Origin of the sequence: uncultured Kushneria sp., from assembly GCF_947497025.1 — a bacterium.
In the GTDB taxonomy this organism is placed as follows: Bacteria; Pseudomonadota; Gammaproteobacteria; order Pseudomonadales; family Halomonadaceae; genus Kushneria.
Map to the genome: position 1 here is coordinate 253,858 of NZ_CANMFC010000003.1, position 15,966 is coordinate 269,823.

General features: G+C 58.5%; 13 protein-coding genes and 1 tRNA gene. 7 read left to right on the top strand and 7 right to left on the bottom strand.

The features are described from left to right. Positions 1-21: 21 nt before the first annotated feature. On the bottom strand, positions 22-1,242 hold the full coding sequence (locus tag Q0931_RS06950) for a NupC/NupG family nucleoside CNT transporter (protein WP_299258639.1): 1,221 nt from the start codon (positions 1,240-1,242) through the stop codon (positions 22-24). Between the two features lie 257 nt (positions 1,243-1,499). Between Q0931_RS06950 and Q0931_RS06955 the strand changes: the two genes are divergently transcribed. After that, a complete protein-coding gene (locus Q0931_RS06955; protein WP_299258641.1) occupies positions 1,500-3,059 on the top strand; it encodes a BCCT family transporter in 1,560 nt (519 codons plus the stop codon). A gap of 130 nt (positions 3,060-3,189) precedes the next feature. On the opposite strand, the gene Q0931_RS06960 is transcribed toward Q0931_RS06955, so the two are convergent. Together Q0931_RS06960 and Q0931_RS06965 are read right to left on the bottom strand one after the other, a co-directional pair. Continuing rightward, positions 3,190-5,079 carry a sodium:proton antiporter gene (locus Q0931_RS06960; protein ID WP_299258643.1) on the bottom strand — a complete coding sequence of 630 codons (1,890 nt, stop codon included), beginning with the start codon at positions 5,077-5,079 and terminating at the stop codon, positions 3,190-3,192. A 109-nt stretch (positions 5,080-5,188) separates the two neighbouring features. Further along, positions 5,189-8,281, bottom strand: coding sequence for an FAD-binding and (Fe-S)-binding domain-containing protein (locus Q0931_RS06965; protein ID WP_299258645.1), 3,093 nt, complete (start codon positions 8,279-8,281; stop codon positions 5,189-5,191). Between the two features lie 299 nt (positions 8,282-8,580). On the opposite strand from Q0931_RS06965, the gene serS reads away from it, so the two are divergent. Both serS and cobA read left to right on the top strand, forming a co-directional pair. Then, a complete protein-coding gene (gene serS, locus Q0931_RS06970) occupies positions 8,581-9,861 on the top strand; it encodes a serine--tRNA ligase (protein ID WP_299258647.1) in 1,281 nt (426 codons plus the stop codon). A 78-nt stretch (positions 9,862-9,939) separates the two neighbouring features. Then, positions 9,940-11,115: a uroporphyrinogen-III C-methyltransferase gene (gene cobA / locus Q0931_RS06975; protein WP_366941587.1), complete on the top strand. Its 1,176-nt coding sequence runs from the start codon at positions 9,940-9,942 to the stop codon at positions 11,113-11,115. A gap of 37 nt (positions 11,116-11,152) precedes the next feature. Here the strand turns inward: cobA and Q0931_RS06980 are convergent, their stop codons facing one another. From Q0931_RS06980 to Q0931_RS06995, 4 genes are read right to left on the bottom strand one after another with little or no spacing between them, the layout of a single operon-like run. Then, positions 11,153-11,404 (bottom strand): hypothetical protein, encoded by a 252-nt coding sequence (locus Q0931_RS06980; RefSeq protein ID WP_299258649.1) that lies wholly within the window; start codon positions 11,402-11,404, stop codon positions 11,153-11,155. Continuing rightward, positions 11,404-11,613, bottom strand: a complete 210-nt coding sequence (locus tag Q0931_RS06985) for a hypothetical protein (protein ID WP_299258651.1) — start codon at positions 11,611-11,613, stop codon at positions 11,404-11,406. Before Q0931_RS06985 ends, Q0931_RS06980 begins: the two co-directional genes overlap by 1 nt. A 43-nt stretch (positions 11,614-11,656) precedes the next feature. After that, positions 11,657-12,019 carry a hypothetical protein gene (locus Q0931_RS06990; protein WP_299258653.1) on the bottom strand — a complete coding sequence of 121 codons (363 nt, stop codon included), beginning with the start codon at positions 12,017-12,019 and terminating at the stop codon, positions 11,657-11,659. Positions 12,020-12,060: 41 nt separating this feature from the next. Continuing rightward, the gene (locus Q0931_RS06995; RefSeq protein ID WP_299258655.1) at positions 12,061-12,273 is read right to left on the bottom strand and encodes a hypothetical protein; all 213 of its coding nucleotides are present in this window, start codon (positions 12,271-12,273) and stop codon (positions 12,061-12,063) included. A 415-nt stretch (positions 12,274-12,688) separates the two neighbouring features. Between Q0931_RS06995 and Q0931_RS07000 the strand changes: the two genes are divergently transcribed. From Q0931_RS07000 to Q0931_RS07015, 4 genes are all read left to right on the top strand, one after another. Beyond that, a tRNA-Leu gene (locus Q0931_RS07000) sits at positions 12,689-12,773 on the top strand. A 796-nt stretch (positions 12,774-13,569) separates the two neighbouring features. Then, entirely contained in the window at positions 13,570-14,004 is a 435-nt protein-coding gene (locus Q0931_RS07005) for a hypothetical protein (RefSeq protein ID WP_299258657.1), read from the top strand. A gap of 450 nt (positions 14,005-14,454) precedes the next feature. Beyond that, on the top strand, positions 14,455-14,940 hold the full coding sequence (locus Q0931_RS07010; protein ID WP_299258659.1) for a ComF family protein: 486 nt from the start codon (positions 14,455-14,457) through the stop codon (positions 14,938-14,940). Positions 14,941-14,973: 33 nt separating this feature from the next. Then, on the top strand, positions 14,974-15,951 hold the full coding sequence (locus Q0931_RS07015; protein WP_299258661.1) for a serine/threonine protein kinase: 978 nt from the start codon (positions 14,974-14,976) through the stop codon (positions 15,949-15,951). The last annotated feature ends 15 nt before the right edge of the window (positions 15,952-15,966 follow it).

Consider the following 15,966-nt stretch of genomic DNA (forward strand, 5'->3'; position numbering starts at 1 on the left):
AACGTGTTGGCGGTCATGTTCCTACAGTGACAGAAACAGGCCCGCAAGCGAGGCGCTCATCAGATTGGAAAGCGTGCCGGCCAGAATCGCTTTTGGGCCGAGCCGGGCTACATCACCACGACGGGAGGGCGCCATGACGGCCAGTCCGCCCATCAAAATGGCGATCGAGGAGATGTTGGCAAAGCCGCACAGCGCAAAGGTGATAATGGCCTGCGTATGCTCGCTGAGGGTGCCTTCAAAGCCTGTAAATGAGGCAAAGGCGACAAATTCATTGAGAATCGTTTTCTGACCAATGAAATTGCCGGCCGCCACGGCCTCCGACCACGGCACGCCGATCAGCCAGGCCACGGGGGAGAAGATATAGCCCAGAATCAGCTGAAGGGTAAGATCTTCAAAACCGAACAGGCCGCCAATGCCGGTCAAAATGGCATTGGCCAGCGCAATCAGGCTGACAAAGGCCAGCAGCATGCCGCCCACATTGAGGGCCAGCTGTACCCCGGTGCTGGCACCGGTCGCCGCGGCATCAATCACGTTGGCCAGCTTTTCATCGTTTTCAGCGGTGGAAACGTTGGTGTCATGCTGTGGCGTGTCGGTTTCCGGCAGCATCATCTTGGCCATCAAAAGCCCGCCGGGCGCCGACATGAAAGAGGCGGCAATCAGATATTGAAGGTTGACCCCCATGGCGGCATAACCGGCCAGCACGCCCCCGGCCACACTGGCAAGGCCGCCGACCATGACGGCGAAAAGCTCCGAACGGGTCATGTTGGCGATGAAGGGCCGAATCACCAGCGGTGCCTCTGTCTGACCGACAAAGATGTTGGCCGCCGCGGACAGGGATTCCGGTCGGCTGGTACCCATCAGCTTTTGGATGCCGCCGCCGAGTATGTTGACCACCCAGCGCATGATGCCCACGTAATAAAGCACGGAGACCAGCGAGGAGAAAAAGACAATGACCGAAAGCACCTGTATGGCAAAGATAAAGCCATTGTTGCCACCGGCCAGCGAGCCGAACAGAAACTCGATGCCATCGCCGGCGCTGTCAATGACCGCCTGAACGCCGCCCGACATGCCCAGTAGAATGCTCTGGCCTACCGGAACATAAAGAACAAACAGGGCAAAGCCCGCCTGCAGGACAAAGGCCCAGAAAACGGTGCGAAAACGAATGGCGCGGCGATTTTCGGAAAAGATAAAGGCGACGGTCAGCACGAACACGATGCCGATCAGTCCCATCAGAATTTGCATGTTCAGCAACTCCCGGTATGTATTGTTGATTGTTCCAGGAAACAACGCGCTCCCGTGTCGCCCGGGCGCTTGCGTATTGTCCGGACGCTTTGGCGCACACCTTACCAGATTGAAGCCCGAGCGCACGGGCCGTCATCGCCAGGAAAAGCAGAGCCGCATAACGGCATGGAATTATGGCCGGATTTAAAATTTGAATATACCTGAAGATCACGGATTGGTAGGGTGAGCACCTTTGATTCCAATGGTGACCCTCCTTCATGTCCTCCTCCGACTCCGCTCGAGTGCGCGGTCAACGTATCGTATTTGCACTTAGTGGCGGCCTGCTTGTGCTGTTTGTGGTCGCAGCACTCATTGATATCGATAAGGTCAGTAGTTTGATTGATACCGCCTTTGGCTGGTCAACCTACTGGTTTGGTGCCTACTGGCAGCTGTGGATGCTGCTCAATCTGGTGATCGCTCTGGCACTGGCGCTGACACGCTATGGCGATGTGCGTTTGGGTGGCAACGACAGCGAAGTCACCATGTCGACCTTTAACTGGCATGCGGTCATTCTTTGCGCTCTATTGGGTGGTGGCGGCGTGTTCTGGTCGACGGCCGAACCCATCTATCACTTCATGTCCACGCCGCCGGCCTTTGACGGTGTCGAAAGCACCACACCGTCGGCAATCGGCCCGGCGCTGGCGCAGGGCTTTTTCCACTGGGGCTTCAGCGCCTGGGCCTGTCTGGGCACGCTGTCAGCGCTGGTCATGATCCATGCCCACTATCACGGCGGTATTCGATTGCGCCCGCGTGCGCTTTTGTACCCCTTTCTGGGGCAGAAGGTGGAAACGCACTGGCTGGGGATCGTGGCCGATGTGATCTGCATTCTCGGGGTCGCCGCCGGCACCATCGGTCCCATCGGGTTTCTGGCCACCCAGCTGGCCTATTCCTTCAATACGCTGTTTGGCTGGGCCGATAGCTACGTCCTGCAGCTGGCCATTCTGGGCGGGCTGGTCGTGATCTATACGCTGTCGGCCGCCACTGGACTTTCCCGCGGCATCCAGTGGCTTTCCAACTGCAACGTCTGGATCGTGCTGGCGCTGTTTATGCTGATCATGGTGGCAGGCCCGGGTACCTTCATCGTTCACTCCATGATGGAGGGCTTTGCCAGCTATCTGGATCATTTCATCGACATGTCATTACTGCGGGGCAGTGAAAACGAGGCCTGGCTGGGCCAGTGGACGCTCTTTTTCTGGGGCTGGTTTATCAGTTTCGTACCTTCCATGGCGATGTTTGTGGCACGTATTTCGAAGGGCAGGACGCTGCGGGAACTGGTGATTGCGCTGGCCATTACCGCACCGATTGCGACCAATATCTGGTTTGCAACGCTGGGCGGTTCGGGCATTTTCTATGAGCTGCAAAACCCGGGCAGCGTATCGGACTCCCTGACGGCCGGCGGTCTGCCTGCCGCGCTGCTGGCGGTGACCAGCCAGCTGCCGCTGGCGTTCATTATCGTTCCGGCGTTTCTGGTGCTGACGACAATCTTTGTGGCCACGACCGGTGACTCGATGGCCTATGCCATTGCCATGTCGGTCACCGGTGATGCCAGACCCTCGGCATTTGTGCGCATTTTCTGGGCCATTTCCTTTGGCGTTGTGGCAGCGCTGCTGCTGATGATGGGACAGGGCGGCATCGATGCGTTGCAGTCCGTGATCGTGATTGCGGCCGTGCCGGTATCGCTGCTGCTGCTGCCCCTGCTGTGGACCGGGCCGAGAGCGGCCTATGCCATGGCACGTGAGCAGGGCATAGCCACCGAGAAACGTCCCGAGAGCGCATGATCGAATACACGGCAATGTTGTGTTGTCGTCATGAACAAAGCCCCGCAAATTGCGGGGCTTTTTTTGTGTCACAGAGCTTGATGGACGGGGATGTTGAACCATGTGCGCGGGTGTCTGCCGCCGCGCTGGATCAAGAGGGCAGGCGGCCCGGATTGCCGCTGTCATTGCGTGTGGGCGTCACGCGCTGTTCCTCGCGGGCTCGCTCTTCGCGCTCGTTCGGCTGCATTTCCGGGGAGTCCGGATAGATCAGGCTGATCACGCGCTCGCCCGATTTGGGCGCCAGGGGCGAATCGGTATGCGCCACGCGCAGGCGGCCGTTGGCGCCAATGCAAAACAGCGGCATCAGCCGGGCGTCATGAATGCGGCGATACTCTTCAAGCCCGAAGTTCTCGGTCATTTTTGCCACTCGAAGTTCGGCGCCGTTGGCCACAAGACTGGCCAGCTTGGCAAAGGTGGCATCATCGCTGAAAAGACGCGGCAGGTGGCCCAGAGCACGGTCCTGCTGGCGCTTGGCGTGCTTGCTCGACTCCTCGGCGAGTCGAAAGACATTGCCGTGACCGAGCATGTGTTCAAAGTGCAGGGCGGCCAGATTGTTGAGCTCGCGATAGGGCGATAGCGGCAGCAGGCGGCCGATGCCGGTCAGCTCCAGGTGCTGGGTGGCGTGCTCTGACAGCGGATTGCCATAATAGACCGGCAGGCCGGCCATGCGGGCTTCCTGCACGGCGTCCCAGCTGGTATCGGTCAGCCGAACGGTCCATCCCATCGTCATCAGTTCGCTGGCAATGGCGCGAGCGACCGGATTGGCGCCAATGATGAGAAAGCCGGTCGGTTCTGGCTCATTGACCTTCAATGCCCTGACGATGGGCTTTGAAAAGAGGCTCTGGATCACCACGGTGCCGATAATGACCAGGAAGGTGATGGGGACCAGCATCTCGGCCCCTTCAACGCCTGCCTTTTCGAGCTTGATCGCAAACAGCGAGGCCACGGCGGCGGCCACAATGCCGCGGGGTGACAGCCAGGCCAGCAGCGCCTTTTCTCGCCAGTGGAGTTCAGTGCCAATGGTACAGATCCAGACGGTAATCGGGCGGGCCACAAACATGAGCACGCCCAGAAATACCCAGGCCGGCCAGTTCAGCGTCATCAACTGTTCGGTCGAAATGCGCGCCGCCAGCAGGATAAAAAGCCCGGAGACCAGCAAAACGGTCAGCGTTTCCTTGAACTCGATGATCGGGCGCACCGGAATGCCGCGCATGTTGGCCAGCCAGATCCCCATGACGGTGACGGTCAAAAGCCCCGACTCCTCAAACAATGCGTTGGAGCCGGCAAACAGCGTCAGCATGATCATCAGGGTGCCGAAGTTATGCAGCCGCTGCGGCAGCCAGTGATGACGCAGAATAAGCCCCCAGAGCCAGCCGCCCAGCGCGCCGAGACCGAAGCCAAGGCCGACGGTCTGGCCAAACAGCACTATGGTGTGTGATGCCGCGCCATTTTCCTGGCCCAGTGCCACGAATTCGTAGATCAAAACGGCCAGCAGTGCGCCGACCGGGTCCACCAGAATGCCTTCCCAGCGCAGGATCTGGGAAAGATTGGCCCTGGCGCGCAGCGTCTGCAACAGCGGAATCACGACCGTCGGTCCGGTCACGACCAGAAGTCCCCCCAGCACGGCGGCAATCTCGAGCGGCATGTTCAAAAGCCACCAGGCCGCCACCGTGCCGATGACACCTGTAATGATGACCCCCCAGGTAATCAGGCGAATCACGGTACGGCCATGACCGCGCAGGTCTTCGTAATTGAGGGTGAGGCTGCCTTCAAAGAGGATCACTGCCACGGACAGCGAGACCAGCGGGAAAAGCAGCTCTCCCAGAATGGCATCAGGATCCAGCCAGCCGGTCACGGGCCCGGCAATCAGGCCGACAATCAAAAGAGGCAGGATGGCAGGCAAATGAACCCGCCACGCCGCCCATTGACACATCAGGGACAGCAGGCCGATCAGGGCCAGATAAAGCGCAGCGTTTTCCATGCAGGAAGATTCCGATAGGGGTCGACAATGAGCGCGCAGCCTAGACGCAGGCGATAGCCGTTGCAACGGGCAGCGAAAGCGGCCGCCTTAAGATGGCGGCCATTGATTCTTAATGTGACGCCTGATGATGGCGAAGGTGGGCCAGCAGGGCCTGAAGTGGATGCTCGAGCGTGACGCTGGAAAAGCGTTTGACCTGGCTTCGACACGAGTAGCCGGTGGCCAGCCATCGAGTGTTGGGCTGATCGGCCTCTACCAGCGGCTGCCAGGACTGGCGATAAATGGTGCGGGAAGTCTCGAGGTGACGCGCCTCATGCCCATAGGTGCCGGACATGCCGCAGCAGCCCGTGGGTACCAGCTCAAGCTCTAGGCCAAAGGCTTGAAACACCTGCTGCCATGCTTTTGCGCTGCCGGGGGCGTTGGTTTTCTCGGTACAGTGGCTCAGGAGCCGATAGCGAATATTCAGACCGGCCCAAGCGCTGACCGACGAGGGGGCCAGTGAACCTGTCATGGACAACAGCCACTCCTGAGGCAGCATCACCTCGGGTACGTTTTCCTTTCCCAGCGCGTCGATATACTCCTGACGGTAGGTCAGGGTCATGGCCGGGTCGAGCCCGACGAGCGGAACCTCAAAACGTGCCAGCGCTCGAAGCTGCTCGGCCTGACGTCTGGCCGCCCGGGTAAACGCGCCCATGAAGCCCTGTACGTGCATGGGTTTGCCGTTGGGCAGGTAAGGTGCGACGAACACACGAATCCCCAGAAGGCTCAGGCACTCGACAACTTCGCGCGCAACGTCTGCATCAAACCAGGAGGTAAAGGCATCCTGTACCAGCACCACGCTGCGCGCCTTTTGCTGCTCGCTTAAAAGCCCTAGCGCCACCGGCGTTGCCTCGCTGATCCCCCAGGCATTGAGCTGCTTGTGAAAGTCGCTGTGTGAAAAGCTCGGGGCGTCCACCATGCCGATCCAGCGCGCCATGACATGCTGTACCGGCTTCTGGCGCAGCAGAGCGTTGTACAGCGGCGCGACAGGTTTGAGCCGGGGCATCAGGGTTTCCATGCGGGCGATCAAATGATCGCGCAGGGGCCTGATGCGTCGGCCGTGGTAGAGCTCCAGAAAACGGCTGCGAAAATCCGGCACATTGACCCGTACCGGACACTGCCCGGCGCAGGACTTGCAGGCCAGACAGCCGGCCATGGCTTCGTGAACCTCATCGGAGAAGCGATCATCGCCCCTGAAGGTGCGCCTTATTCGGGTCGGCAGCGTTGTCAGTCGCTGAAACATTCCGGCCTGGCGCAGTTCATGGGCTTCGGCCAGCACGTCGCTGCCGGCCTCCTGCTCGCGGCGCAGCCACTCCCGCATCAGGCTGGCACGCCCCTTGGGCGAATGAATGCGCTCGCGGGTGGCCTTCCATGAGGGGCACATGGCGTCATTGGGGTCGTAGTTGTAGCAGGCGCCGTTGCCGTTGCAGTAGACCGCGCTGTGATAGCTCTGCCACACGCGTTCATCGATGGTGCGATCCAGTTCACCCCGCGTCGTGACGCCATCCACGCTCAGCAGCGTGGCATTCGTGTGTGGCGGGGTGGCAATCTTGCCGGGGTTAAGCTGATTGCGCGGATCAAAGGCGCCCTTGAGCTGCTGCAGCGCCGGATAAAGATCACCAAAAAAGGCCGGGGTGTATTCCGAACGGATCCCTTTGCCATGCTCTCCCCATAACAGCCCGCCGTAGCGCTGGGTGAGGGCGACCACCTCATCGGACAGCGGACGAATCAGGGCGGCCTGCTCGGGGTCCTTCATGTCGATGGCCGGCCGAACGTGCAAAACGCCGGCGTCCACATGGCCGAACATGCCGTATTCGAGCCCGTGGCCATCGAGCAGGGCGCGGAACTCGCCAATGTAGTCGGCAAGCTGCTCGGGCGGCACGGCCGTATCCTCGATAAAGGGGATGGGACGCTTCTCGCCACGCACATTGCCCAAAAGCCCGACGGCACGCTTTCGCATACCGTAGACCGTGGTAATGCGCTCGCGACCCCAGGCAATCGTATGGCCCAGTCGCCTGACATTCCGGTCCTGTTCCAGCGCGTTGGTAAACCGCTCGACACGATGCTTGAGAGACGCCTCGTCGTTGTCGTTGAACTCCACCAGATTGATACCCCTGACCGGCGCGCTGCCTTCCTCACCGGCAGGGAAATATTCGGCCACGCCATCCCATATGATGTCTTCCATGGCGAGCATCAACACGCGGTCGTCGATGGTTTCAATCGATGTAGGGGCATCAATGCTGTCATCACTGCCCATCAGGGCGCGGGCGTCGCGCAGAGCGTCCATGAAGCCCGGGTAGCGTACGTTGATCAGGGCCGAATGTTTCGGCAGCGGCAGCACATTGAGCGTGGCTTCGATCAGAAAGCCCAGGGAGCCTTCGCTGCCACACAGCACGCTGTTGAGATCGAAAAGACCGTCTTCGGTGCGCAGATGTGCCAGATCATAACCGGTCAGGCTGCGGTTGAGCGGCGGGAAAACGCGCTTGATCTGTTCCTGACGGGTATCGATGATCTCGCGCGCGCAGCGGTATACCTCGCCGACCCGGTCGGTACGGGCGCACTGCGCGTCAAGCGTGGCGCCATCAATCGGGCGGCTGACAAAACGCTCGCCGCCTATAAGGGCGACATCCAGTTCGAGCACGTGGTGACGTGTCTTGCCATAGGCCCGCGAGCCCTGGCCGCAGGCGTCGGTGCTGATCATGCCGCCAATGGTAGCGCGGTTGGAAGTCGACAGCTCGGGGGCGAAGAAAAGACCAAAGGGTTTCAGGGCGGCATTGAGCTGATCCTTGACCACGCCAGCCTGAACGCGCACTCGACGGTTGTCCACGTCGATATCGATGATGTGATGCATGTAGCGGGTGACATCCACCATTAGACCGTCGGTCAGTGACTGACCATTGGTCCCTGTGCCGCCGCCGCGCGGGGCCAGTGCCACCTCGGCGAAGGCTGACTCGCCGGCAATAGCGGCCAAAAGAGTCATGTCATCGCCGTCACGTGGATAGATAACGGCCCGGGGCAGGCGCTGATAGATCGAGTTGTCGGTGGCCAGTACAACGCGGTTGGCATCATCTGCCGCGATATCGCCCTTGAATCCGCGGGCATCAAGGGTATCAAGAAACTGCTGATAGCACTGCTCGAGCGCTGGGGTCTTAAGCTGTTCGGTCATGATCACGTCTTGCGGCTATGGTCTGTCAGAAGCATGCGGGCTGGACTGCGCTATCGGATCGATCAACAGGCAGTGTACATGGACTGTCGAGTGATCGCGGGCAGGCATCGGTCGCCATTGTGGTTCGGTATGCGCATAATGCACTGGCAGTCATGTAGCTGCGGCAGATAAAGTGTCGTTGTCGGCTGTCGGCCAATAGTGTCGGGCAGCGTTATTTTTTACAATGTGTTCCTTACCTTGATTCCGCATCGTGTGCTCGCGATTGGCGGACATTATTGTCACGAACCGACAGGATAGTCATGCTCGATCCCAAACTGCTGCGCAGCGATCCCGACAGCGTTGCCGCCAGCCTCGCACGCCGCGGCTATGCCCTTGATGTTGATCAGGTTCGCACGCTCGAGGCACGTCGCCGTGAACTTCAGACTCGTACCGAAGAGCTTCAAAACGAGCGCAACACCCGCTCAAAAGAGATCGGGCAGGCCAAGTCCCGCGGCGAGGACATCGAGCCGCTGCTGGCCAGGGTCGGCAATCTGGGCGATGAACTTGACAGCGCCAGCCGTGAGCTTGCTCAGGTGCAGGCTGAATTCGAGGCCATCGCTACAGCCATCCCCAATCTGCCGCATGACAGCGTGCCCAGCGGACAGGACGAGGAGGACAACGTCGAGCTGCATCGCTGGGGTACTCCGCGTGAGTTCGATTTTACCGTGCGTGATCACACCGATCTGGGCGGCATGCATGGCTACCTTGATTTCGAACTGGCCACCAAGATTACCGGTTCACGCTTTGCCGTGATGCGCGGTCCCATCGCGCGCCTGCACCGTGCACTGGCGCAGTTCATGCTCGACAAGCAGACGCTTGAGCATGGCTATGAAGAAGTGGCCGTACCCTATATTGTCAACCGCGACTCACTGTTTGGTACCGGCCAGTTGCCCAAGTTTGGCGATGATCTCTTTCGGCTGGAAGGTGATCAGGAGTACTACCTGATTCCGACTGCCGAGGTACCGCTGACCAACATTGTGCGTGACGAGATTGTTGATGGCGCACAGTTGCCGCTTCGCATGACCGCGCATACGCCCTGTTATCGTAGTGAGGCCGGCGCTTACGGCCGCGACACTCGCGGCATGATTCGTCAGCATCAGTTCGACAAGGTCGAGATGGTTCAGGTCGTCGACCCCGGGCATTCCTATGAAGCGCTCGAAGAGATGCGCGGCCATGCCGAGGCGATCCTACAGGCGCTGGAGCTGCCATATCGTGTGGTGACCCTGTGCACCGGCGACATGGGCTTTGGCGCTGCCAAGACCTACGACATTGAGGTGTGGCTGCCCAGCCAGAACACCTTCCGTGAAATTTCCTCGGTGTCGAACATGGAAGATTTTCAGGCACGGCGCATGCATGCCCGCTTTCGTGCCCAGGGGCAGAAAAAGCCGTCACTGGTACATACGCTCAACGGTTCGGGGCTGGCGGTCGGACGCTGTCTGCTGGCGCTGATGGAGAATCATCAGCAGGCCGATGGCTCTATCACCGTACCCGAAGCCCTTCGTCCCTGGATGGGGGGCGTCGAGCGCATTAATCAGAAGTGATGGTGCGTGCGTCGGTAGTCGGAGGTGGATCCCGGCGCACGTCATCGTGACGCGATAACGACAACTCTCAGAGCGCTTATGGAACTGCTTTCTCTTCAGTTTGATCCTCGCCATCTGGATGCGCATTTGATCGGTGCCGGTCAGACCGCCCTTATGATGGCCCGCCAGTTCCAGGGGCTTGACCTGGCCCTGACCCTGCACGGTGAAATGATGCCGGCGCTGGCGACGCTTGCGCGTGAAGAGGGCTGGCGCTGTGTTGATGACATGCCACAGACCGGTCAGCTCTGGGTTGTGGCGACCGGCAGTGCCACCGAGGATGCGCGCTGGGCAAAAACGGCACACCAGCGCCACATTGGCGTTTATGTGCCTGCCTGCCCTGAATTGTCTACCGTGCGCCTGCCCGTTCGAACCCGGGTGCTGACGCCCGAGACGCCCAATGCCCTGCGGCGTGGTCATGTCTCTCTGGTCGGTGCCGGGCCTGGAGACCCCGGGCTTTTGACCCTGCGGGCACTGGAGCGGCTACGGGAGGCAGACGTTGTCATTCATGATCGGCTGGTCAGCCCGGAAATTCTGGCCCTTGCCAACCCGCAGGCGCGCCGTCTTTACGTTGGCAAGGCGCGCTCGGCGCACAGCGTGCCCCAGGAAGGCATCAACCAGTCGCTGGTGGATTGGGCGCGCGGTGGGTATCAGGTCGTTCGACTGAAAGGAGGCGACCCTTTCATCTTTGGTCGGGGCGGAGAGGAACTGCAGGCGCTGGCCGCCGCAAAGCTTTCCTTTGAGGTCGTGCCGGGTATTACGGCGGCCACGGGCATTTCGGCTTATACCGGTATTCCATTGACGCATCGAGATCATGCCCAGTCGGTAAGGTTCGTGACCGGTCATCTTCGCAATGGTACCTGCGATCTTGACTGGCAGACACTGGCGGCGCCCGGTCAGACGCTGGTGTTCTACATGGGGCTGGGGACGCTGGGCACCCTGTGCGAACAGCTGATTCAGCATGGTCTGTCTGGCTCAACGCCCATCGCGCTGATAGAGCAGGGCACAACCGCTCGACAACGCCTGCATACCGGCACACTCGAGAATCTGCCGGGCCGGCTGGCGGATCTAAAGGCTGCACCGCCCACCCTGATCATTGTTGGTGAGGTCGTAAACCTGCATGAAACGCTGGGCTGGTTCGCCACGCAAACGGCCAGGAGTCTGGGATGGGAAACCGGCAAGCATCCTTCGCCGCTCCCTCTGGCCGATAGTCGCTGATCAGTGACCGAACGTCTGCAATGCTTTGAAAAAGTTCTCAGTGCAGGAAGGGAAGGCCAGCATTGGAAAAGGGCATGGGGATGTTTTGCACGTGGCCAATCACCAGGGCCAGTATGATCGGACTGAACAGGGCAAACAGAGTCAGCATCAGCCAGTTAAGCCGTTCATACCAGAGCACGTTGCGATAACGCCGATTGGAGGGCAATGGATTACGCAGGGAGCGATACCCCATTGGCATCTTTTCTTCTGCTTTCTCTTCCGTCATCACATCCTTGTTCTGCTGAGACATTACGAGACCATCTGCGCCTGAATCAGTGAGTCGATCAATATGTCTGCGCCCATTTCCGGGCGGGTGACTCGTAAAATGATAAAGGCAGTCCGATGTGCAGACTCAAACGTGTTCCACGCTTCGTCAGGACACTCCAGAAAGGATTCCACCCAGCGTGATGCCCATGCCTGACAGGGCGTGTGGTGTTCCGGATAGCAGGGACGGGTCATCGTGGGCAACTCCATCGAGAACAGATTGGTTCATGATAGTGTATCAGCGAACGCCGCTATCACGATCATTGTCTGTTGTGCCGGAAGCGCGAGGCGCGGAAGAAGTCGTGCTGCGTTGCTGATAACGACGTTTTTCTGCCTGAAGATCACGCTGTGATTGCCGCAGTTGCTGCTGTTGCAGGGGACGCTCATTACCAGACGTGGTCTGCTGGTTGCGCAGACTGGATTTTTGACGATTAACGCGAGCTTCGCCGGACTGAATGCGGGAATGCTGCTGAGCGCGCTCAAAGCGTTGCTGCGCCTCGCTTCCGGCGCGCTCCTGTGAAGCTGCCATGCCCTGTGTCGTGACCATGGCCAGTACCAGGCCGGCAGACAGTGAAAGAAGACCAACGCGATGATGACGCATGGTGAGGCTCCTGTTGTCGGACGCGATCCTGGCCGATGACGCTAACCTGCCTTGCGCGTCATGCCGGCACGATGAAGCTGAAATTCCTCGGCCATGGCAAGATCAAAGGCGGCCTGACGAAATTCCTGCATGGTGCAGATATAGTGCCCGTTGGAGCATCGTAGCTCATGATGGTCCGGAGTGCGCCCGGGCCAGGAAAGCGTGATATTGCATTCGGGGCAATGCGGGTCACTACGGGAACCGGTTGGGTTCATGACATTTCCCTTGTCGGTATGGATGGTAATACATGATGTCTGTTCACGAGGGCATTCCTTGCCCTCGATGCGGCGCAGACTCTAGCACAATGTAGTGACCTGTACAGGCCTGCCTGTATTGGCAAATAGGCTAGTGGTGTTTAAATTTAAGATTGATCTAATATTTTGCGAATTCTGGGTGAGTAGGCTTTTGCGGGCGGGGTCGTGGTATGTCTTGCATGATTTCAGAGATTAATTCAGAAAGCATGGAACCAATCCCGACCATCGTAGTCAGAGATAGTGCAAGACATCCTTCTGGGTTTCTTTGCCCCTCCTTACTAGAGGGGCTTTTCTTTGTTTACAATTCACGAAACGGCCATACGTTTACTTCTGCTGATTGACTGCCACGACGCAATGCGTACAATACGCCGCACTCGCGGGAGTGGTGGAATTGGTAGACACGCTGGATTTAGGTTCCAGTGCCGCAAGGCGTGAGAGTTCGAGTCTCTCCTTCCGCACCATTGATAATCAGTGATTTACAGCTATTCCTGCCTCGCTCAATGCGGCGTCAGATACACATACCGCTCGGTGATTGATGAGCGCCTCTGTAATTGCTCTATGACCTCCAGATACGACCCCTTCGCTTGTCATCCTTGATACCGGCATATATTCGTGATCGTAAATGCGAGCTTTCACTCTTCCTGAGCGCGTGATACACGATAACGAGCTCTGCTTTGATCCCTGTTGCTTAATGCATGGCACTGTCGCCAGGATCCAAGGGGAAATGGAGTAGTGATGAGCAAAGAGACGTTCGTCGCCAGGTGCTGCGCGCTTCGTCAATCAGGTAACGCCCCCGACCTTCGTTTTCCTTTATCATCCTGTCCTTGACCGGATTTGGTAGAGCCCATTCATGCTCTCGGCTATTGTGCATACAAAAGCTCCCCAATTACCCGACAGATCGAATCTAAACCAGAAACGTCTGGTCACCGACAAGTCGCACGACGTCAGCTTTGATGGATCGGCCGCCAGGCACGCCATTAAGATTTGACTCGTCAAAATTCGTTGGCGTCGCTCAGTTGCATCCGAGCATATTGTTGGGCGATGAAGCGGCACAGTCGGTGGAGGAGTTATTTCAAGCAGATACTGCAATGTGATTGGTGCATATTCAACAACAAGCTTGTGGCAGTGCGTGCATTCATGGATTTCGACCTAAGTCGCATAATGCTTCCCACACAGAGAGAAAGACGAAATGTCCCGCTGTAGAAACAGCGAGAAGCTCCGTTTTTCTTTCATCGGGAAGATATAAAGGAGTTTATTATGCGTACTTCACTGGTTTCCATCGTTTCAGCTTTAGTGATTGCCACTACGACCGGCACGGCTATGGCTTCCTCTCAGGTTACACCCATGACGAACGGTCAGAGTACCGCCATGGCGCAAACCGATGCCAATGTCAGTCAGTCTCTCGATACTTCTGTTATGCCGCATCACACAGAGTTGAAAGGTCTTCCTTCTGCATCCAATGGTCATAGTACGGCCATGGCTGAGACATACGAGAGCATGCATCAGCCGCTGAATCGTCATGCTCATTCAAGCGTTGCCAGGGCTGACGGCAATCATGCATCACCCTTTGGCTACCATGGCCATAGCCCAGCCATGACAGACGCTCTTGCCAGCACTTCTCAGTCGATGAACGCTGCATCAGCCATTCAGGTTGAGTTCGAGCAGGGTAGCGACCAGATGGTTATGAACTAAGCGCTATTGGCGTAATTCTGATGACTATTGATGATTTCCTTGCCCGGCCATGGCGCCGGGTTTTTTATTGCTCAAAGCTTTAATGACGCTGGAAATTTGTTGGAGATGTGATCGATCAATGTATTCAGAGCTATCCCTGTTTGCCGATAGCCTCCTGATACGATCAAAAGGCATGGCATCAAGATGAGGGCAGTCAATTCATTACCGGTAAAGGGGCGGCGGCTGATTGAGTGGCTGGATCGCACTCTGGCCTGGGCAATGCCCGGCTACTGCTGTTTCTGCCTGGCCGGTACGTTGGGTGATCAACCCTGGTGTGAGCGTTGCTTTACCGAATTACCATGGCATACCAGCGCCTGTCCTCTGTGCAGCGAGCCACGGCCGTCGTCGGTGCCTGCCGACATGCCATGCGGTCATTGTCTGAAACAGCGGCCTGATTTTGACCAGAGCTGGGTGCCTTTTCTTTATGAAGACGACATCGCAGGTCTGATCCAGCGCTTCAAGTTCAATGCCGACCGGCGGGCCGGTCAGATTCTTTTGCAGCTCATGGTGCAGGCCTTCAGGGCGCGTCATGGCCCTGGCCATGTGCAGGCCATCGTAACAGCGGATCTCCACCCCGGGCGTGCACGCGAGCGAGGGTTTGATCAAACCCTGTGGCTGGGCAGACGAATGGCCCGCGAACTTGACCTGTCCCTTTATCAGGCAACACGACGTCGCCTGACGCCAACACAGAGGGGACTATCGCGCCCGGCTCGCAAACGTAACGTTCACCACGTTTATCAGGTGACGTCACCACTGCCGGCACATGTTTTGCTGCTTGATGACGTCATGACCACAGGCGCCACACTCGAGGCGCTCTCCAGTGCCTGTCGAAAACAGGGAGCCGCCCATGTCACCGCCGGCGCGGTTGCCCGTACCCCGGCGGGTCGCGCAATCTGATAGCATGGCGCCTTCTGTATGTGGAGGTGGTTAATGGTGGCTCATCCCTTTGAACAGCTCGACCCGGCGCGCATTGTGGCCGCCATAGAGGCGCAGGGCTTTTGTACCGAAGGCGAGCCCTTTGCCCTCAACAGCTACGAGAACCGGGTCTTTTTATGGCGTGATGATCAAAATCAGCGCTTTATCGTCAAGTTTTACCGGCCCGATCGTTTCGGGGATGCCGCCATTCTGGAAGAGCATGCCTTTGTCGATGAGCTCCATGCCGCCGGGTGTCCGGTCAATCGACTCTGGCATAACGATCTGGGTGATACGCTGCATCACCATGACGGCTTTCGGCTTGCCATCTTTTATTTCGTGCCGGGGCAGGCGCCGGAGCTGGATAATCCCGAACATCTTTTTGCCCTGGGCGGCATGATCGGGCAAATGCATGCCATTGCCCGGCGCAAACCCTTTGTGCATCGATCCATCCTGCGGCCACACGCCATTGCACAAGAAAGCCTTGAAAGCATTCGCGCCAGTCAATGGCTCACTGCGCGTCAGCGTCGTGCCCATGAGCGAATCAGTCAGGCGTTGCTGGATATGTTGCCTGAAAAGGCCTGGCCGGATGATGCCTTTCAGCGCGTTCATGGCGACTGTCATCTAGGCAATATGCTGGGGCGGGCAAGCCATTTCACGCTGGTGGACTTTGACGACTGTGTCATGGCCCCGGCGGTTCAGGATCTCTGGATGCTGTTGACCGGAGAGGATGCGCCTTCCTGGCAGGCGCAGCTGGCAGAATTGATCGAAGGGTATGAAGAGCACTGCACGCTGGACAGGCGCCAGCTTGAGTGGATTGAACAGCTACGAACGCTTCGTCTGGTGCGCTATAGTGCCTGGCTGGTGGAGCGCTGGAGCGACCCGGCCTTCCCCCGGGCCTTTCCCTGGCTTGCCAGTGAGCACTACTGGGATCAGCATATCAGGACCCTCGAACAGCAGCGTGTTGCTCTGTCATCACCTCGCTGGCTGGCGTGATGTAGTGCCAATACG